Source organism: Streptomyces sp. NBC_00057 (assembly GCF_045041165.1).
GTDB lineage: Bacteria > Actinomycetota > Actinomycetes > Streptomycetales > Streptomycetaceae > Streptomyces.
In genome coordinates this window covers 628629-646440 of record NZ_CP108256.1, presented here as the reverse complement: position 1 = coordinate 646440, position 17812 = coordinate 628629, and the positions used below count along the sequence as shown (strand labels likewise).

16 protein-coding genes are annotated in these 17812 nt (G+C 68.5%); 9 read left to right on the top strand and 7 right to left on the bottom strand.

Annotation, left to right across the window (positions count from 1 at the left end; translation table 11 throughout):
- Positions 1-12 precede the first annotated feature (12 nt).
- From OG953_RS03240 to OG953_RS03230, 3 genes are read right to left on the bottom strand one after another with little or no spacing between them, the layout of a single operon-like run.
- On the bottom strand, positions 13-2154 hold the full coding sequence (locus OG953_RS03240) for a site-specific integrase (protein ID WP_405682379.1): 2142 nt from the start codon (positions 2152-2154) through the stop codon (positions 13-15).
- The gene (locus OG953_RS03235; protein ID WP_405682378.1) at positions 2151-3908 is read right to left on the bottom strand and encodes a hypothetical protein; all 1758 of its coding nucleotides are present in this window, start codon (positions 3906-3908) and stop codon (positions 2151-2153) included. Before OG953_RS03235 ends, OG953_RS03240 begins: the two co-directional genes overlap by 4 nt.
- Positions 3908-5368, bottom strand: a complete 1461-nt coding sequence (locus OG953_RS03230) for a site-specific integrase (protein ID WP_405682376.1) — start codon at positions 5366-5368, stop codon at positions 3908-3910. The genes OG953_RS03235 and OG953_RS03230 overlap by 1 nt, the downstream gene beginning before the upstream one ends.
- A gap of 438 nt (positions 5369-5806) precedes the next feature.
- Here OG953_RS03230 and OG953_RS03225 point away from each other — a divergent pair, with 438 nt between their 5' ends.
- The 9 genes from OG953_RS03225 to OG953_RS03185 all read left to right on the top strand — a co-directional run bounded on the left by OG953_RS03225 (position 5807) and on the right by OG953_RS03185 (position 14427).
- The gene (locus OG953_RS03225; RefSeq protein ID WP_405682375.1) at positions 5807-7195 is read left to right on the top strand and encodes an IS1380 family transposase; all 1389 of its coding nucleotides are present in this window, start codon (positions 5807-5809) and stop codon (positions 7193-7195) included.
- 708 nt (positions 7196-7903) lie between these two features.
- Positions 7904-9298, top strand: coding sequence for a group II intron reverse transcriptase/maturase (gene ltrA, locus OG953_RS03220; RefSeq protein ID WP_405681812.1), 1395 nt, complete (start codon positions 7904-7906; stop codon positions 9296-9298).
- 112 nt (positions 9299-9410) lie between these two features.
- Entirely contained in the window at positions 9411-10340 is a 930-nt protein-coding gene (locus tag OG953_RS03215) for an FAD-dependent monooxygenase (RefSeq protein ID WP_405691592.1), read from the top strand.
- Between the two features lie 107 nt (positions 10341-10447).
- On the top strand, positions 10448-10678 hold the full coding sequence (locus tag OG953_RS03210) for a hypothetical protein (protein ID WP_405682373.1): 231 nt from the start codon (positions 10448-10450) through the stop codon (positions 10676-10678).
- The gene (locus tag OG953_RS03205) at positions 10675-10965 is read left to right on the top strand and encodes a hypothetical protein (protein ID WP_405682371.1); all 291 of its coding nucleotides are present in this window, start codon (positions 10675-10677) and stop codon (positions 10963-10965) included. Before OG953_RS03210 ends, OG953_RS03205 begins: the two co-directional genes overlap by 4 nt.
- 186 nt (positions 10966-11151) lie before the next feature.
- Positions 11152-11670, top strand: a complete 519-nt coding sequence (locus tag OG953_RS03200) for a hypothetical protein (RefSeq protein WP_405682370.1) — start codon at positions 11152-11154, stop codon at positions 11668-11670.
- Positions 11671-11749: 79 nt separating this feature from the next.
- A complete protein-coding gene (locus tag OG953_RS03195) occupies positions 11750-12592 on the top strand; it encodes a DUF4097 family beta strand repeat-containing protein (RefSeq protein ID WP_405682368.1) in 843 nt (280 codons plus the stop codon).
- A gap of 45 nt (positions 12593-12637) precedes the next feature.
- Positions 12638-13645 (top strand): ATP-binding cassette domain-containing protein, encoded by a 1008-nt coding sequence (locus OG953_RS03190; RefSeq protein WP_405682366.1) that lies wholly within the window; start codon positions 12638-12640, stop codon positions 13643-13645.
- On the top strand, positions 13642-14427 hold the full coding sequence (locus OG953_RS03185) for an ABC transporter permease (protein ID WP_405682364.1): 786 nt from the start codon (positions 13642-13644) through the stop codon (positions 14425-14427). Before OG953_RS03190 ends, OG953_RS03185 begins: the two co-directional genes overlap by 4 nt.
- A 1229-nt stretch (positions 14428-15656) precedes the next feature.
- Here OG953_RS03185 and OG953_RS03180 read toward each other — a convergent pair.
- Genes OG953_RS03180 through OG953_RS03165 form a run of 4 tightly spaced genes read right to left on the bottom strand, consistent with a single transcriptional unit; the run spans position 15657 to position 17645 of the window.
- On the bottom strand, positions 15657-16091 hold the full coding sequence (locus OG953_RS03180) for an ester cyclase (RefSeq protein ID WP_405682362.1): 435 nt from the start codon (positions 16089-16091) through the stop codon (positions 15657-15659).
- Positions 16092-16148: 57 nt separating this feature from the next.
- A complete protein-coding gene (locus OG953_RS03175; RefSeq protein ID WP_405682360.1) occupies positions 16149-16919 on the bottom strand; it encodes an SDR family NAD(P)-dependent oxidoreductase in 771 nt (256 codons plus the stop codon).
- Positions 16919-17053, bottom strand: coding sequence for a hypothetical protein (locus OG953_RS03170; RefSeq protein WP_405682359.1), 135 nt, complete (start codon positions 17051-17053; stop codon positions 16919-16921). Before OG953_RS03170 ends, OG953_RS03175 begins: the two co-directional genes overlap by 1 nt.
- A gap of 43 nt (positions 17054-17096) precedes the next feature.
- Positions 17097-17645: a dinucleotide-binding protein gene (locus tag OG953_RS03165; RefSeq protein ID WP_405682358.1), complete on the bottom strand. Its 549-nt coding sequence runs from the start codon at positions 17643-17645 to the stop codon at positions 17097-17099.
- Between the last annotated feature and the right edge of the window lie 167 nt (positions 17646-17812).

Sequence of the window (17812 nt, the reverse complement as noted above, 5' to 3'; positions counted from 1 at the left end):
TGGGGATTCTCCTTACGAGGCGGCGGCGGCGATCGAGGCCAGGACTTTCACGTCCCGATCCAAGTCGGCCTGCAGCCGGGCCTTTTCGGTCTTGTGGTTGCGGCCGATCGACCCGATGAAGACCTGCTTGGTCCGCACGCTCTCGGCCCACACCGGGCGGTGGCAGGGGTGGTGGGTGGCCTGCGGGCAGCGGGCGGAATCGCACATGCCTGCCAGCGGCTTTGTCGCGTTCGGGGTGCCGGCCAGCTTCAGGCACAACGCCTTGGAGGGGTCGATGAACCAGCAGTAGTTCGCCACCCCCAGGTGTAGGACGCCGGCGACCTCGGCGAGGAGGGCTCTCACCTCCTGGTCGCTGCCGACGACCGTGGCGTCCTCCGCGGCAGCGCGGGCCAGCTTCCCGTCGACGCTGGCGAAGAAGCTGATCAGATCGCGGGCGCCGGGACCTGACGGCATCTCGCCCTGCTGATAGCGCCGGTACTCGGCCAGCACGAGGTCTTTGTTCCGCTCCGCCTCCTCGGCGTTGACTTCCGCGAGGAACTTGGCCTGTGCCCCGCCCGGGCGGGCCGCATATCCTTCCGTTGTCACCACAGAAACGTGCTTGAGCTGCACTTTTGCGGCGAGCAGGCCACCGGGGCGGTAGGCGATCTCCAAGGCGAGTGTGCGCCTGAGCATCCTCGCTGTCAGTTGCCCCTCCGGGATCGGAGCCAGGCCCAGAGCCTGTCCCGCGGGGCCGTTGACCCACTGACGGAATAGCGCGAAGCGGGAGCGGTCGAGAGGCGAGGTGAGCAGAGGGTCACCGATCTCGGCCTCCGGGCCCAGGAGTTGCTCGGCAACCTCCGCAGCCTGATACGCCTCCCAGATCACGACCCACTCGTCGGGAACGCCGCCCAGCGGCTTCCCTTTGACGACCCGGCTCGCCAGCTTGTACCTCTTCAGCCCCGGGCCGGCCTCGATCGGGGGAACGCGGCATCCCACATTCATCTCGCGCAGTTCGCTCTGGCGCATACCAGAAAGCGCCACGATGACCACGTGCGAGGCGGTCTTCACCACGCCGGTGAGTGCCCGCAGGCCACGCTCAGAGAGTGGCTCTGACCAGGGCACCTCCCCTTGGCCGTCGGCCCGTTTTACCATGCTGGCTCCGCGGCAGAACGGTTCCTCGATCCCCACGGCCTTCACCGCCTCCTCCAGCACGTCGCGCACAGACTCCAACGCGGAAGGGCTGATTTCCCTCCGGCCGCCTTCCGCGGCGAGGGCGTAGAGGTTGATCTGGCTCAACGGGTCGTCCTTGCTGATCCACGTTCGCGTCTTGGCCCAGCTGACGTTCCGGTCGAAGGGACGCTGCTCTTCGACGTGGCGGCGGATGATCGCCTCAAGTTCCTCCAGATCAATCCGTGCTGCAGGCAGCGCTGCCCGATGGGCGACATAGCGCCGCTTGGCGTCAAGTTCACGGAGCAGAGGCGGCGCCAGGGTCTGAACGAGGTAGAGGGCTGCCGCCAGGAGCGGCTGGAACGTCGGGTCCGTGACCGGCGGCGTCTTGTTCGCATTGCCGCTGGGCTTGCTGGTGGCCTGTCCCCGGAACGGCCGCAGTCCGGGGTGATAGCGGTCGGTGGTGAACAACTCGCTGTAGCGGGCCAGCCCGATGATCGTCAGCTCGACGGCCCGACGGACGCTGGGGCGGTCGTGTGTCCTCTTGCCGGCGGGGCGGTGGGTGGCGCGGTACTGGGCGAAGGACTTGCAATGGTGATCGGTTACCTCGCCGAGTTCGGCGACCCCTTGGGTGGTCAGCCAGTTCAGCCACCGAACCAATTCCAATAGTTCGGTGTAGAGGCCGTTGACGACGCGGACCGTCCGGTTGGCGTACGGCAGCGTGCGAACGGCTTCGTGCCCGGGGGCCATCTGCGCGGCGATGTACTCCTTGGCCACAGTCTTCCACCGCACGTTGATGATCCCCGAGAAGTCCAAGCGCCGTGCGCACTTCGACACGTAGGCGGGGATCCCGATGACCTGGGTGAAGTCCCAGGTGTCGTCCTCGAAGACCGGGCGGGCCGCCCCGATGGGGAGGACGAAGCCAGCCAAGCCGCACATGTCTGCCTCGACAAAGGGCGACGCTGCGGTGCCGGGTGACAGAACCGCGGTCTGGGGGATGGTGCTCACAGGGTGCTCTCCTCGGGCAGGAGCGGTATCTCGGCGTCGGTGTCGGTGACCTGGGCGGCAGCCGCAGCGAGCTGCGTGGGGTCGTACTTGATCAGGACTTCCTCGATGCGCTGGGCGTAGTGGCCGAAGACGGCCATGAACTGCGCGGCGGTCATCTGCTGCCACTGCCGGGCGAAGAACGCCTTCATGCGCAAGAGGTTCGCCGCGTGCCGCGGCGTGAACAGGGCGAGTGGACACAGCAGGCACACCCAGGGGCGGGCCGGGCACGGCTTTCCCTTCGGACCGTGCACTCCCGCGGTCGGATCGGCGCAGGACGCCACGAACACGTCGCGCTGCCCACCCACGAGCTCGGCGATCGCCCGATCATCCAACTCCAGTTCGCTGACCAGCTGCGGAAACTGACGGGCCAGGTCCGTGACCTGCTCGTCCGACAGCACCATGGGCGGCTGGCCCCGGCGGAGCAGATCGCCCTGGGCCTGCTCCACGATGTCTTCCAGGGCGTTCTGCTGGGCCTCGGTCATCGCGGACAGGTAGTGATCGCCTTCCACTCCCGGGGTGTGGTTGGGGTCGATCGTCGAGCGCCGGCTGCCGATCCAGGAAGAGCGATCCCGGTGTGACTCGAACGTGGTGCGGATCCGGTGACGATGCATCACGACCGGTGCCCCGTCGGCGTCGACCACCCCCGCATCCCGTGACCAGTCGACGACGGTGGACTTGTACGGGCGCCCATATCTCCACGGCCCCAGGCCCTCGTCGCCCGCGCGGCGCGACGTGTAAGCGAGCCACAGCCACAGCCCGTTGCGCAACTGGGATGGGCAGTGTGACCTCGCCAGTTCGGCATACTCGAGCCAGCGCTCCAGCAGCCGCACCGCCTTGCTCGGTAGTGTGATGCTCTCCTCGGACGTGCGGCCCTTGATGTAGCGGACCAGCACCGCGCTGTCGCCGGCCCAGTCAAGGCCGTCGAGGCCCAGATCGGCGATGCCGTCCGGCACGATGCCGGTGTACACGCCGAACAGCACCTGGTAGGCGATGACGACGCGAGGGCTGGGGAAGAGCGCTTCGCGTGCCTCCACGAAGAAGTGCTGACGGTCACGGCCGATCCGATGGCGCATCTCCTCGTATGACAACCCGACGCGCGCGCCCAACTCCCGCGTCGTCACCGGGCCGCGGTGCACCATCAACCAGAAGATGTTCTCCCTCGTCCAGCCGTGCACGTACGGGTCCGCACCCGCCTGCGCCGTTGCTCTGGCCGCCCGGTAAGCAGCCCATGACTCCTTGGCGATCGTGCGGGCTGCACGGGTCAGCCCCGCCCAGGCGACTTCGTCGTACGGCGGCAGCGGCTCACTGTTCGGGTGCCGGTTGTAAAGACGCCCTCGGACAAGTTCCCGCACATCCGGCGCCAGCACGGAGGTCTCGGCGTCCAGAGCGGCGAGCATGCGGCGGCTCTCCGACTCCCGCCGATTTCCCGCCTCCCACCACAACGCTGCGAGTCCCGTGCGCGTCAGCTCGGCGACCCCGCCCCGATGGCCCCGCCTATCCAGTTCGCCGACGAACCAGTCGATGGTCCCCTTGTACTTCTCCGCGGTTCGATGCGAGTCGCCCTGGCCGTGCGGGTGCATGAGATAGACCAGGCCCGTCAGTAACTCGCGGACCAGCACGGGGTTCACCGAGTCGTCGACGTTCAGGGTCGACGTGGTGCCGCGGGTGAACGTGCAGAACAGGCGCAGAGGGTTCTCCAGGATCTCCGCGGGCATCAGATATCGTCCTCGTCAAAGTCGTCGAACTCGGCATCGGCCTCGCGTTCGGCCTCGGTGAGCAGACCGTGGTCGTGGCCCGCGCGCTCGTATGCCTCGCGGTAGATTCGGGTGGTGTCCAGGCGGCGGAGGTACACCTCCGTGGTGAGGGTGCTGGCATGACCGAGGAGGTCACGCAGGATCATCACCGGGTCGTTCTTGCGCAGGTAGAGCGCCAGGGCCGCGTCCGCGTCGGTGTCCCTGACGAGCTTCGCGGCCTGGGCGTAGTAGCCGCCGATCAGCATCTCCAGGGTCCTGATCGCGAACGTATGACGGCATCGGTGCGGGGCTGTATGCGGGAAACGCGGGTCGAATCGATTCCTGATCCTCTCCGAGGTCCGCTTGAAGACCGTCGGCCAGTCGCGAAACGGACTCCCGTCACTCTGCACGGCCAGCAGCATCGATCCGCCGTCCGGCCTGATCAGGCACCGGCGTTCCCGAGGCGTCAACTCGTCCCACAGCACGCGCTCGCCATCGACCCGACCGCCGACCTCGTCCGCTTCGGTCACCACCAGGGGCGAACCCCACTTGGCCGGTGGTATCCATGACGAGCGAGCCACCGCCACGGCACGCTGCAGCCGCAAGTACTGGTGCAGCCGGGCAAGCGAGTCGTATGTCGTCCACGTGGTGCGGAACTTCCGGCCCTTCGTGACCCCGGACGGCACCGGCACCCAGATCGGCAGCGCTGTCCGGCGGGGCGGCAGTGGCGGAACCTCGCACTCCAACATGTACGTGAACTCCTGTCGCCGCAGCCCGCTGGACAAGGCATAGCCGCCCACCGCCGCGTTGCGTGCCGTCGTCCGGCCCCGGTAGAGGGCGTCCTCGGCACCGTCCGGGCGCAGACCGCCCAGCCCCTTCAGAAACAGGTCCTCGAAGTCCTTCTCGAAGTACTTGATCGTCACGTGAGCCTTCGGCGTCCGCCGCTTGGAGAGGTTCACCGACTGCAGGCGCACCTGATCGCCGTACGCCGTGACGGCCTGCTTGTAGGTGAACGGCACCGCGGTCGTGAGCTCCTCGCCCTCGGCCCACCCATAGAACAGGGACAGGATGCTCATGTGCTGGTTCCAGGTAGATGCGGCGAACCGTTCCTTCAGCGGGCCGCACGCACGGTGTACCGCGTAGGCGCTCAGGCCGCGCCTCAACTCACGTCGGATGTCGAAGAGTTGGATTCCCCGGGCGGCCAGGAAGAGCGTCCAGTCCCGCACAACCCGAACGTAGGTTTCCCAGGAGTTCGGGGCCGGGCAGCCGTTCGCCGGGAGTTCCTGGGCCCACCGGTTGATCACGGTGGTGACGCGAGGGCCAGTCGAGTCCTCGAAGAGGAGGTCGTCGTCAAGCAGGATCGGCATCCGGTCCGGGATGACCGGTTGACTCGACAGCCCCCAAGACTCCCACGTGGCAGAGGAGAAGAACGTCATCAGCATGGCGGGGACCGTACCCATGCGACTCAAGCGACCGCAAAGCGCAAACACGCTGGTCACCAGGGGGTGAGTCAGTAATGAGACGCTGCAGTTCTGCTCACAGAAGGACCCGCAAAGAGATCAAGGACGATTCCGCTCATACGGCCAGCCCGAAGCCATCCTGCGACGGATCATCTTCGGAGCCGCGGCACGCCCACGGTGAACAGCCGTCGACTACGCCCAGCTCCAGTTGCTCGGTATCGGCCTGGGTGGCGCCGGATTCCTGCTGAAGCGCCGCCCATTCGGCGGCGGTGACGTGGTCGATGGGTGCTTCGCTGAGCCCGGATCCACCGGCTTGACGCCTGTGGGTCGTGCTTCCGGAAACGAAGAAGTGCCTTGTGACCTGCGATGATGGGGTTTCTCTAGGACCACATCAGGCACGATCGGCAAGGCACTTCCGAGATGCAATCTTCCCATGCCGCGACGGCTGTCTCCTCCGCGTTCGATGACCCGAACTTGATCGCGTACGGCGGGCTGGAGCCGGTGGTGCGGCTGGCCGAGCGGTGCGGTCTGGCAGTTCTGGCCGACGAGCTCATCAGGCTGCCGGCCTCGAAGGACGGCACCGGAGCCTTCCCAGCGGCGAAACTGATGTCGCTGGTGGGCGGCATGGCCGCGGGTGCCGACAGCATCGATGACATGGACCGCCTGCGGCATGGGGCGATGTGCCGCCTGTTTGCCGGGGTCCGGGCCCCGTCCACGCTGGGGTCGTTTCTACGCTCCTTCACGCACGGGCATGTGAAGCAACTCCATGCCGTGGCCCGCCGGTTCCTTCCCGAACTGGCCCGTCATACCCCGCTGCTGCCCGGCGCGGACCAGGTCGCCTACGTGGACATCGACGACACCATCCGCCGCACCTACGGCTACGCCAAGCAGGGCGCCGGTTACGGATACAGCAAGGTCAAGGGCCTGAACGCACTGCTCGGCATCGTCTCCACGCCCCTGTCCGCCCCGGTGATCGCCGCCACCAGGCTGCGCAAAGGACCGTCGAACTCCGCACGCGGCGCGGCGGCATTCGTCGCCGAGACCATCCGCACCGCCCGCGCCTGCGGCGCCAGTGGCCTGCTGGTGATGCGTGCGGACTCCGCGTTCTACGGCGCCGACGTCGTCAACTCCTGCCGGGCACTGGGCGCGCGTTTCTCCATCACCGTGCGGATGAACGCCTCCGTCAAGGCCGCCATCGCCCGCATCGACGAGGGCGCCTGGACGCCGATCAAGTACCCCAAGGCGGTCTGGGACGAGGAAGGCCAGTGCTGGATCTCGGACGCCGAGATAGCCGAGACCGGCTACACCGCGTTCACTTCCAAGCCGAAGAAGCAGCAGGTCACCGCCCGTCTGATCGTGCGCCGCGTCAAACGCCTGGGCACTGACACCGTCCCCGCCGGACAGGGCACGCTCTTCGACACCTGGCGCTACCACGCCGCGTTCACCGACTCCCCGCTCTCCCTGAAGGACGCCGAGCGTGACCACCGACGGCACGCCGTCGTCGAGCAGGTGATCGCGGATGTCAAGAACAGCGCCTTCGCCCACGCGCCGTCCGGCCATTTCCAGGCCAATGCCGCATGGCTCGCCCTGGCAGCGCTGGCGCACAACCTGACCCGCGCCGCCGGCGCCCTGGCCGGAACGTTCCATGCCAGAGCGACCACCGCCACCATCCGTGACCACCTGATCAACGTGCCCGCCCGGCTGGCCCGCTCGGCCCGCCGCCTCACCCTGCACCTACCCGAACGCTGGCCCTGGAGCGCGGACTTCACCCAGCTCTTCCGCACGGTGCACGGGCCACCAGCCTCCTGACGCTCCCCGACCGACCTGCCCGAAAGGGCCCGACACCTGTGGACAAGTGGAAAAGCTGGACAGACCAGCGGCCACCCCATGCCCGAATCCGCGACTCAACCCCGGCACGGCCCGCACAACCCCGAAACACCCACCCCAAGATCAGCCGGTGGATCCGGGCGTACGTCCAGCAGTCCGAAACGTCGGACGCGAAGGAGGTTCGATGTAATTCGGGCGACAAGTTCAGGGCAGCCAGCCGGTGCAAGTCCGGTCCGAGGAGACGCCAGAGTCCTCGGTAGCGGGGCTCCCGGCATCGGTCGAGAGGCCGGTGTCGAAGTGGAGCGACGATCACCCCTTGGGGGTGCGCAACCGGCCGGTCCGCAACATCAAGTGAAGCCTGCAGCGTCGTCAGCACCGACCCGCGTGAGCGGGGCCAAGGAGGAGCCGAGCCCGTGCCTTAGAGGGCGAAGGCCAGGGAAGACGCCTGGGAATCTGGAGCGGGCGTCGAAGAACCTCCCGGCGTAAGGGGCGTGGAACGGCCGGAAGGTTGTCCTGGGAACTGGAGAGGGCCTCCTCGGCCCCGGGTCTGCGGCCCGGGAAGCAGGGCCCGCCTATAACCGGTGGAGCCGGGAAGTGGCGGGCTGCCGAGAGGCAGTCGGAGGGGGTCGTAGTAGTGCCGATCGGCGGGACAACACAACCCGTCAGGAGCGAAGGGCCCCTGCTTCATCGATGCGTGTCGCGTGTGAGGAGGTGGCTCGGGTGAGTGCCGGAGTGGCTAGTTCCGCCCGCCGGAAGGAAGGCGTCGCACGACTGGATGGCCGGCCTTTGGACAAGGTCCGTGCCTTGCAGTGGACGCTCTACCGCTGTGCCAAGCAAGATCCTGAACGTCGGTTTCATTCCCTGTACGGCCATGTCTCCCGCAGAGATGTCTTGTGGCGGGCCTGGTCCGGCGTGTGTGCGAACCGGGGCGCTCCCGGCGTGGACGGGGTGACCGTCGATGCCGTGGCCGCCGCCGGGGTGGAGGAGTTCCTCAACGACTTGTCGCAGCAACTGCGGGCGCATACGTATCGCCCGTCACCGCTGCGGCAGGTCCTGATCCCCAAGCCGGGGCGGCCGGGAGAGTTCCGGCCGCTCTCGATCCCCACGGTGGCGGACCGGGTGGTGATGACCGCCGCGAAACTGGTTCTCGAACCGGTCTTCGAAGCGGACTTCCTGCCGGTCAGCTATGGGTTCAGGCCCAAGCGGTCCGCGATTGACGCGTGCGAGAGCGTGCGCGTGGAGGCGAACCGGGGCCGGGAGTGGGTGCTTGAGGCCGACATCCGCGACTGTTTCGGATCGATTCGGCATGACGCCCTCGTGGCCCAGGTGGCCCGGCGCGTCGTGGACGGCCCGATGTTGAAGCTGATCCGGATGTGGCTCCGGGCGGGGGTTCTGGAGGACGGGGCGACCGGCTCACCAGGAGCAGGGACCCCACAGGGCTCACCGATCTCACCGTTGCTCGCCAATATTGCTCTGCACGTCCTGGACGTGGCATGGCAGCGAGACGGGCACCGGCTCGGGGTGTTGGTGAGGTATTGCGACGACTTCGTGATTCTGTGCCCGACCAGGGAACGTGCCGTGCAGGCGCGGGAACTGGCCGGGACGGTGCTGGTCGGCCTCGGGTTGCAGCTGCATCCGGAGAAGACCGGCATCGTCCATCTCGCCAGGGGTGGGCAGGGTTTCGATTTCCTCGGCTTCCACCACCGGAAGGTGGAATCGTGGCGCCGCCGTGGCAGGTTCCACCTGCAACGATGGCCGTCTCAGCGGGCGATGGGGGTGCTGCGGGACAAGATCCGGGCGGCGACCGACCGTCGGCACGTGGGACGGTCGCTGTCGGCCGTGGTCGCCGACTTGAACCCGGTCCTGCGAGGCTGGGCGGCGTACTTCCGTAACGGCAATTCCGCCGGGAAGTTCTCCACGATCGACAGCTACGTCCACGAGCGTCTCGCGATCTTCGACAATCGCAAGCGCGGCATCCCGGGCAGAAAGTGGGGCAAGCGCCACGATGGCGCGTGGTTCGCCAGGCTCGGAGCCTTTCGCCTGTCTGGAAACGTGCGCAGGGTGGCGGTGCATGCCAGCCGGTGAACGATGTCGGTAAGCCGTGTGCGCGAGAAGCGCATGCACGGTTTGACGGGCGGGGGCTGGAAACGGAGCCTCACAGGCCACCGCGCCAGTCCCCGACCCTACTGAGGACTACATCTTTGCGCGGCGCTGTGAGACCGGCTACTTCTCGGTTTTCGCCCTGGAGCCGGGCTGGCACCGGGTGATCACCTCCGAGTACGACCGCGTCGCGGACCGCGACGACACCGTGACGTTCGAACAGGTCCGGGAGGCGCTGATCAGGCTCGCGGGCACGGACTACGGCATGCACAACCCGCGGTGGATCTCCCGGTTCAGCGACGCCGCACGGCAGGCCGCCCGGTACCGGGAGGGCCGGGTGCTGGTCGCGGGCGACGCGGCGCACATCCACTTCCCGGCCGGCGGGCAAGGGCTGAACATAGGAGTGCAGGACGCCGCCAACCTCGGCTGGAAGCTCGCCTCGGTGGTGCGCGGCCAGGCGCCGGAGAGCCTGCTGGACAGTTACCACGATGAGCGCCACCCCGTCGGGGAGCGCCTTCTGCACAACACCCGGGCGCAGGTGGCCCTGGCCCGCCCCGGCGCCCAGACGGACGCGCTGCGCGACGTGTTCAGTTCGCTCATGGTGTTCGACGAAGTCAACGGGTACCTGCGCGGCATGATCAGCGCACTGGACATCCGGTACCCGGTCGACGGCGGCCACCCGCTGGCGGGCCGCCGGGTCCCCGACGCCGATCTCAAGACGCCCGACGGCGCCACCCGCGTCTACGAACTTCTGCACGCCGCCCGCCCCGTACTGCTCGACCTGCGCGGCAGCGCCGAGGTGGCGGCGGCTGCCGAGGGCTGGGCCGGTCGTGTCGATCTCGTCGAGGCACGGAGCGAGGACGACAACTGGACTGTCCCGGCCGCCGGTGAGATCCCCGCCCCCACCGCTCTCCTCATCCGCCCCGACGGCCATGTCGCCTGGGCGGCCGCCCCCGGCGGCGCGCTCGACACCTCCGCGCTCCGGACCGCTCTCACCACCTGGTTCGGCCCGGCCCTGCAGGGGTGAGGCACCGCCCGAGATCACCGGTTCACGGATGCTGTTGGTCAATTGGGGGGCTCGCGTGACGGCGGCCGTCAAGACCCGGTTGTGCTCTTGACAATCGCTGTTGTCGTGTGGTGCTCGGGCTTGAGCAGCCGGGTGATTCCGGGTTCGGCTTCTGGGTGCTGTCGGAGTTCATGGGCCGCCTGGTCGCGGCGGGTGCGGGGCGCATCCTGGCCGAGGCCGGGGCGAAGTGGCTGCTCAAGACGGCGGGCCGGGCCAGGACCGACTCCACCCACCTGGTGTCGGCGGCCCGGGACGTGTGCTGGCTGGAGATGGTCTCGGAGACCTGCGGTCGGCGTTGAACGCGCCGGCCCAGGCCGCCCCCGACTGGCTGACCGGCGCTGCCGAGCAGGTCCAGATCCTGCGCCAGGTGGGGTGCGCGAACGTCCACCAAGTGGAGGGCGAGGTGAGCGGGCGGCACCCCACCGAGACCTGCGACGCGGGCACCCCGAACCTGATCGAGAAGGTGGCCACCACCACGGCGATGGATCACGACGTGTCGATGACCGGGGCCGTCCATGCCGAGCCGGCATCGGCAGGCCGCATGCCGGCAGAGCACCAAGGACTCGTCCGAACGCCAAGCGCTTGATCTTGAACGGTGAGAGGACGCCCGGCCAGCCCCGCGCGACACCAACCTGCGACAACTTGGCGCCGCAACCTCGACCCCCATCTGACCTGCAACGACTGGTCCATCTGGCTCTACGGAATGCCACCTGTGCCATGCTTCGGACCTTTGGGCTTGCCAATGGCGCAACAGTGGTGCCACTATTGCGCCATGGACCTCACGCCGTACGTCGAGACACTCCGCAGGGAACTGGCGGTGGCCGCCGAGGCAGCGGGTGACGAAGCCCGCACGCTCGCCGAGCGGCTGACCGCGCCGCTGGAGTCGGCCACCCGCCTGATCCTGCTCAATGTGTTGTCCGCCGCCATGGACGAGATCACCCGTGAACTCGCCCCCGGCTCGGTCGACGTACGGCTGCGTGGCCTCGAACCCGACTTCGTGGTGGTGCTGCCGCAGCACGAGGACCGGGCCGAACCGCTCGACGCGCCGGCGCCCGCACCGGCCCCCGTCCCCGCCGACACGGACGAGGGCGGCACCGCCCGTGTCAATCTGCGCCTGCCCGCCCACCTCAAGACCCGCGCGGAGGAGGCCGCGAGCCGCCAGGGCCTGTCGGTCAACGCATGGCTCGTACGCGTCGTGTCGGCCGCGGTCGACACGGGCGGCGCCGCCACCCCCCGCACCCCCGAGAGGACCAGGACCATCGGCCAGGGCTTCACGGGCTGGGTGCGTTAACCAGTTGCTTTGAACGACTTCACCCACACCACGTCCCACCAGCGGAGACGTCACGAACACTCAAGAGGACGGTAGAGCCATGCCTTCTTTCGACACTCCCGAGCCGATCTCGGTCACGGCGCACGTGGAGGCCGGTTCCATCCAGTTCACCGCGGGCGACCGCCTCGACACCGTCGTCGAGGTGCGGCCCCGTGACCCGAAGAAGGACCGGGACTTAAAGGCGGCCGACCAGACCGAGGTCTCGTACGCGAGCGGCGCACTGACCGTCAGGACTCCCAAGTCCAATCTGCTCGGCCGCACCGGGGCCGTCGACGTGACGGTCGAACTGCCCACAGGCTCGAGTATCCGCATGACAGGGGCCTGGGCGCAGGTGGTCGGCGAGGGCCGGCTGGGTGAGGTCCGTGTGAAGACCTCGTCGGGTGATGTCCGGCTCGGCACCACCGGTCCGTTGCAGCTGACGGCGTCGCACGGTTCGATCACGGTGGACCGGGTCGAGGGCATGGCCGAGATCACCACCAGTTCCGGGAGCCTGCGCGTGGGCCTGGTCGACGGCCCCGCGGTGTTGAAGAACTCGCACGGCACCACGACCGTCGGCGCCGCGACCGGTGAGCTGCGGGTGAGTGGCGCCAACGGCGACATCGAGATCCACCGCGCGGAGGACTCGGTCACCGCCACGACCGCCCACGGCACCCTGCGCGTGGACGAAGTAGCGTGCGGCACCGTCCAGTTGGAGACCTCCTACGGCGCCATCAACGTTGGCATCCGCGAGGGCACCGCCGCCTGGCTCGACGTCAAATCCGACCGCGGGCAGGTGCGCAATACGCTCACCGCGTCCGAAACCCCGGAGGAGACCGAGGACAGCGTCAAGATCCGCGCCCGCACCCGCTGGGGCAACATCGACATCCGCCGCGCCAGCGTCTGAGAGTCCACCTGTCAATCCATTCCATCCTTCGAATGGGAGGGCCCCATGTCCTCATCTGTCATGCCCACGCCCAAGTGCGCCAACGGCCAGGAACAGACCGCCGCCGTCTCCGCCGTCGGCCTGCGCAAGTCCTACGGCGAGAAGACCGTGCTCGACGGGATCGATCTGCGTATCCCGGCCGGGTCCGTGTTCGCGCTGCTCGGCCCGAACGGCGCCGGCAAGACCACCGCCGTGAAGATCCTCTCCACCCTCATCTCCGCCGATCCCGGCTCGGGCGAGATCCGCGTCGGCGGCCACGACCTGGCCGCCGATCCGCAGGCGGCGCGGGCCGCGATCGGTGTCACCGGGCAGTTCTCCGCGGTCGACGGTCTGATCACCGGCGAGGAGAACATGCTCCTCATGGCGGACCTGCACCACCTCTCACGCCGCGAGGGGCGGCGGATCGCCGCCGAACTCCTGGAGCGGTTCGACCTGACGGAGGCGGCGAAGAAGCCCGCCTCCACTTACTCCGGCGGCATGAAGCGGCGCCTGGACCTCGCCATGACCCTGGTCGGCAGCCCGAGGATCATCTTCCTCGACGAGCCGACCACCGGCCTCGACCCGCGCAGCCGCCACAACATGTGGGGGATCATCCGCGGGCTGGTCTCCGGCGGCGTCACCGTCTTCCTCACCACCCAGTACCTGGAGGAGGCCGACGAGCTCGCCGACCGCATCGCGGTCCTCAACGACGGCAAGATCGCCGCCGAGGGGAGTGCCGAGGAGCTGAAGCGGCTCGTCCCGGGCGGGCATGTACGGCTCCGCTTCTCCGACCCGTCCGCCTACCAGTCCGCCGCCGTCGCCCTGCGCGAGGTCACCCGGGACGACGAGGCGCTCGTGCTGCAGATCCCCAGCGGCGGCAGCCAGCGCGAGCTGCGCTCCATCCTCGACTGGCTGGACTCGGCCGATATCGAGGCGGACGAGCTGACCGTGCACACCCCCGACCTCGACGACGTGTTCTTCGCCCTGACCGCCAAAACCAACATCCCCAACCAGACCGAGGAGGATGTCCGATGAGCTCCCTGTCCCTCGCCGTCCGCGACTCGAACACGATGCTGCGCCGCAACCTCCTCCACGCCAGGCGCTACCCCTCCCTCACCCTGAACCTGCTGCTCACGCCGATCATGATGCTGCTGCTTTTCGTCTACATCTTCGGCGACGTGATGAGCGCGGGCATCGGCGGCGCGGACCGCTCCGACTACATCGCCTACATCGTCCCGGGCATCCTGATGCTCACCATCGGCGGCACCACGGTCGGCACCGCGGTGTCCATCTCCATGGACATGACCGAGGGCATCATCGCCCGCTTCCGCACGATGGCGATCCACCGCGGGTCGGTACTCATCGGGCACGTCGTCGGCAGCGTCCTGCAGTCGATCATGAGCGTGGCCTTCGTGGGTGCCGTCGCAGTGGCCATCGGCTTCAGGTCCACGGACGCCACAATCCTGGAGTGGATCCTGGCGATCGGGCTGCTGACGCTCGTCGCCCTGGCACTCACCTGGATCGCCGTCGGCATGGGCCTGGTCAGCCCCAACGCAGAGGCCGCCAGCAACAACGCGATGCCGCTGATCCTCCTCCCGCTCCTCTCCAGCGCCTTCATCCCGGTCGACACCATGCCGGGCTGGTTCCAGCCGATCGCCGAGTACCAGCCGTTCACCCCGGCCATCGAGACCCTGCGCGGCCTCCTCCTCGGCACCGAGATCGGCAACAACGGGTGGCTCGCGGTTGCCTGGTGCCTGGGCCTCGCGGTGCTCGGATACCTCTGGTCGAGCTCGGTGTTCAACCGCGACCAGAAGTAACCGCCAGGGGCGCGCGGGCCACCTCCCGCAGCTCTCGTCCCGCCCCAGGGCGGCGTACTCCGACACCGTGTCGGCGTACGCCGCCCGGTCGGCGTCCTCGGCCAAGCACCTGGGGGCAGGCTCGCAGAACCTCTTGGTGGGCCGTGGCTTTCGGCGGCTGGGTGTGCCTGGGGCCCGGCGCTCGGGTCGGGTGCTCCGGGTTCCTCGGGTTGTGGGTGGACAGAGGCAGCGCCGTTGGTCAGGTGGCTGGCCTCGGCAGGGCCGCGAGGCAAGCGAAAGCGTTCGCCTCCGGCAGCGGCAGCGGCCGCGGTCCTGCAACGCCCGTCCTGCCTCACCTCTCCCGTACCGGCGGACGACCGGCCACTGGGGCGGTTTGCGGCGACAACGGCACCCCTGCGCGGCGCGGGTCCGGGGGGCCGGGCCGGGATCCGCGTCTCATCGCGCCAGAGAACCGAAGCGCCGGGCGGGGAGAACGGTGACGGGCGCGGATCTCCGAGCCATGCCCCAGCGCACTCACGCTTCGAACGGTGGGTTGCTCGGTCATCGTTGGTCACCCCTTCTTGCGGTGCGGAGGTGGTTGTTCCTGTGCGGCAGCCCCGGGTGGGGCACACAAGCACCTGTCGGGCGGGGCTGGTGTCAAGCGGCCTTGGCAGTGCGGTGGGCGCCTTTCCGTGAAGGCGTGGGCGCACTCCTGCGCGTCGGTCCTCGACGGCGGCCTTGCCGGACAGGACCCGTACTGTTCCCCGGTCGCCGACGCGGTACTCGGGTACGTCGACGGTGAGTTCGGGGACCAGGATCTGGTCCCAGTATCCGGAGACTTCGAGGAGCAGGTGCCGGAGATAGTTCTTCAGGATGGCTCGGTGGAGCGGCTTCTCTGTCCGTGCGAGGTAATTCTCGACGTTGATCGGCCAGTGGGTGACGTCGAATCTGGCGGGGACGTTCATGGTGGTCATGGCGTCGTGGGTGGTCATCCACACATTGGGGGGCATTGGTGCGCTCCATCTCATGTGCTTGAGGGCGTGTGGCCACAACCAGGGCGTGTGTCGGCCACGGGTGTGGTCGCTCGCTCGTCGGGGTGTTCTTTCCGGGGCGCGTCGGCGGGACCGGTCTGTCTCGTGTCAGGTGCGCGGTCGGCTTGAGTTGTCGGCCCGGCCGCACATCAGGCCGCCGATCGGCGGCCACCGTGGGGGGTCTGCCGGGCCGAATTCTCGTACAGAGAGGTCGAGCACCTATACGGCATCCGGCAGGGCGCCGAGCTGCTGCATCAGCGAGAACAGGTTTGCGACGCCCCAGTGCTCGGTGATCTTCCCATCGCGTACCCTCATGGCGTCCACGGTTTCGAAGCTGATCTGCTTGCCGGTGGGCGCGATGCCGAAGAACTCGCCCTTGTGGGTGCCGTGATACGTCTTGTACGTGGTGACGAGGTCGCCGTCGGCGGACTGCCAGTGGATGACGGCATGGAAGTCGGGGAAGGCCTCGCGGAGCACCTGGTACAGCTGGCGTGCGCCCGCCTTGTCGGCAGTACGTCCCGGCTGCGGTGTGTGGTCGAGGAAGTCGTCGGCGAACAGTTCGTCGAAGAGGGCGAAGTCGCCGCCGCCCTGTACCTCCTCTGTGTTGCGACGGACGATCGCCTTGGCGGCCTCGCTCGTATTGTTCTCGCTCATGGGATTCCTTCGTGGAGAGGTGCGGTCGGTCCGGCGGTCACAGGTCGGGAGCAGGTGTCAGATCACCGAAGTCAGGCCGCCGTCGACGACGAGGGCGGTTCCGGTCACATAGCTCGACAGATCCGATCCGAGGTACGCCACGGCGTCACCGATCTCGGACGGCTGCCCCAGTCGCCGTAGCGGAGTCCGCTGCCGGAACCCGTCCGCGGCTTGCGCGATGTCGGGTGTGGACCGCAGGAGATGGGTGTCGATGGTGCCGGGGCACACGGCGTTGACCCGGATGCCGTCGGGTCCCAAGGCGTCGGCGAGGGACTTGGCCATCAGGATGGTCCCGCCCTTGCTGGTCGAGTAGGCGACGGTGAATCCGGCGCCGACCAGTCCGCCCATGCTGGCCATCAGCACGATGCTGCCGGGTGTGGCCCGGGCCTTCATCTGCCGTGCCGCGGCTTGGGCGCCGAAAAGGACACCGTCGAGGTTGACCGCCATCAAGCGGTGGTAGTCGGCCTCGGCGACGTCTGCCCCGTCCGCGCTGAGCGTGATTCCGGCGTTGCACACCATGACGTCGACTCCGCCGAACTCGCCCGCGGCATCCACCAGGGCGTCTGCGTCGGTGCGGCGGGTGACGTCTGTGGCGACGAACCGCGCGGGGACGCCCAGTGTTTCGATCTCGCCGACGGTGGGCTCGCCGCCCTCGCGCGGGGTCTCGGTGAGGTCGGCGACGATGACGCCCTTCGCGCCGTGCCGCGCTGCCGCGACCGCGATGGCCCGGCCGATCCCGCTCGCCGCGCCTGTGACCACGACGACTTTGCCTGCCAGGATGTCGCTCATCACGCCTCCGGGGCGGCGGTGCGCGGGGTCGCCAGTGCGCTGCTCCACGCGGCGAGCTGGTCGAGTAGGGCGGCGGGCTCTGCGCCGTTGCGGCCGGGGCGGGTGCTGCTGATGATGGCGGCGATTTCGGTCATGGGGCGGCGTGCTCCTTGGATGTGTGCGGCGAACGGTGGCGGTTCACAGCTCGCCGGGACGCCCGTAGCGGTAGAAGAAGGGGCCGAGCTGGCCGGCCAGCGCACGGGTGAGTGCTGAGCTGTCTTCGAGCAGGCGAGCGCCGGGATCGAGGTCGCCGACGAAGACGGGGTCGTAGCCGGCGTCCCGGATCAGCTGTTCGGTCGTGTCCCGCGCGGCCGCGTCGGCGGCGAAGAGGTTGCTCGGGCGAATGCTCTGCGCCTCGATCTGGTCGTACATCGCGGCGAAGTTCGTCGAGAACGACTTCGCGGTAGGTCCGCCGACGATCGACTTCACCTGGTGGGACAGCGAAGGGAAGGAGACATCCCGCGGTCCGTAGAGGTTGCAGGCGTCGATGGTCACCTGTCCGGCCAGCCCCGACACCCGCGTCAGCGCATCGGCGATCAACGAGCCCGGCACCGCGACCACCAGGACGTCGGCACCGGCCGCGTCGCCGCCGTCGCGGCCAAGGCCGGTCACCTTGTGGCCGGCCTTCTCCCACAGACTGGCCAGGCCGCCTCCGACACGTCCTCGCCCCACAACGGTGATCTTCATCCCGACTCCTCACGTAGGTCTGCCACAGCCGACACTCGCAGCGCGTCGGCCGACTCGCGTCGGTGACGGTCGCCTATGCGGCGGGGTTACGTAGGGTCTGCCGACGGCGCGATCCAGTGCGGCGCTGCGCCATGATCAGCTATGTGACGGGGCGGACGGAGGAACGG

Coding starts and splice junctions, on each gene's coding strand:
- OG953_RS03190 (WP_405682366.1), top strand. CDS start 12,638: ATGTCCTCATCTGTCATGCCCACGCCCAAGTGCGCCAACGGCCAGGAA.
- OG953_RS03175 (WP_405682360.1), bottom strand. CDS start 16,919: ATGAGCGACATCCTGGCAGGCAAAGTCGTCGTGGTCACAGGCGCGGCG.
- OG953_RS03200 (WP_405682370.1), top strand. CDS start 11,152: ATGGACCTCACGCCGTACGTCGAGACACTCCGCAGGGAACTGGCGGTG.
- OG953_RS03185 (WP_405682364.1), top strand. CDS start 13,642: ATGAGCTCCCTGTCCCTCGCCGTCCGCGACTCGAACACGATGCTGCGC.
- OG953_RS03180 (WP_405682362.1), bottom strand. CDS start 16,091: ATGAGCGAGAACAATACGAGCGAGGCCGCCAAGGCGATCGTCCGTCGC.
- OG953_RS03225 (WP_405682375.1), top strand. CDS start 5,807: ATGCAATCTTCCCATGCCGCGACGGCTGTCTCCTCCGCGTTCGATGAC.
- OG953_RS03165 (WP_405682358.1), bottom strand. CDS start 17,645: ATGAAGATCACCGTTGTGGGGCGAGGACGTGTCGGAGGCGGCCTGGCC.
- ltrA (WP_405681812.1), top strand. CDS start 7,904: ATGCGTGTCGCGTGTGAGGAGGTGGCTCGGGTGAGTGCCGGAGTGGCT.
- OG953_RS03170 (WP_405682359.1), bottom strand. CDS start 17,053: ATGACCGAAATCGCCGCCATCATCAGCAGCACCCGCCCCGGCCGCAAC.
- OG953_RS03235 (WP_405682378.1), bottom strand. CDS start 3,908: ATGCCCGCGGAGATCCTGGAGAACCCTCTGCGCCTGTTCTGCACGTTC.
- OG953_RS03230 (WP_405682376.1), bottom strand. CDS start 5,368: ATGCTGATGACGTTCTTCTCCTCTGCCACGTGGGAGTCTTGGGGGCTG.
- OG953_RS03195 (WP_405682368.1), top strand. CDS start 11,750: ATGCCTTCTTTCGACACTCCCGAGCCGATCTCGGTCACGGCGCACGTG.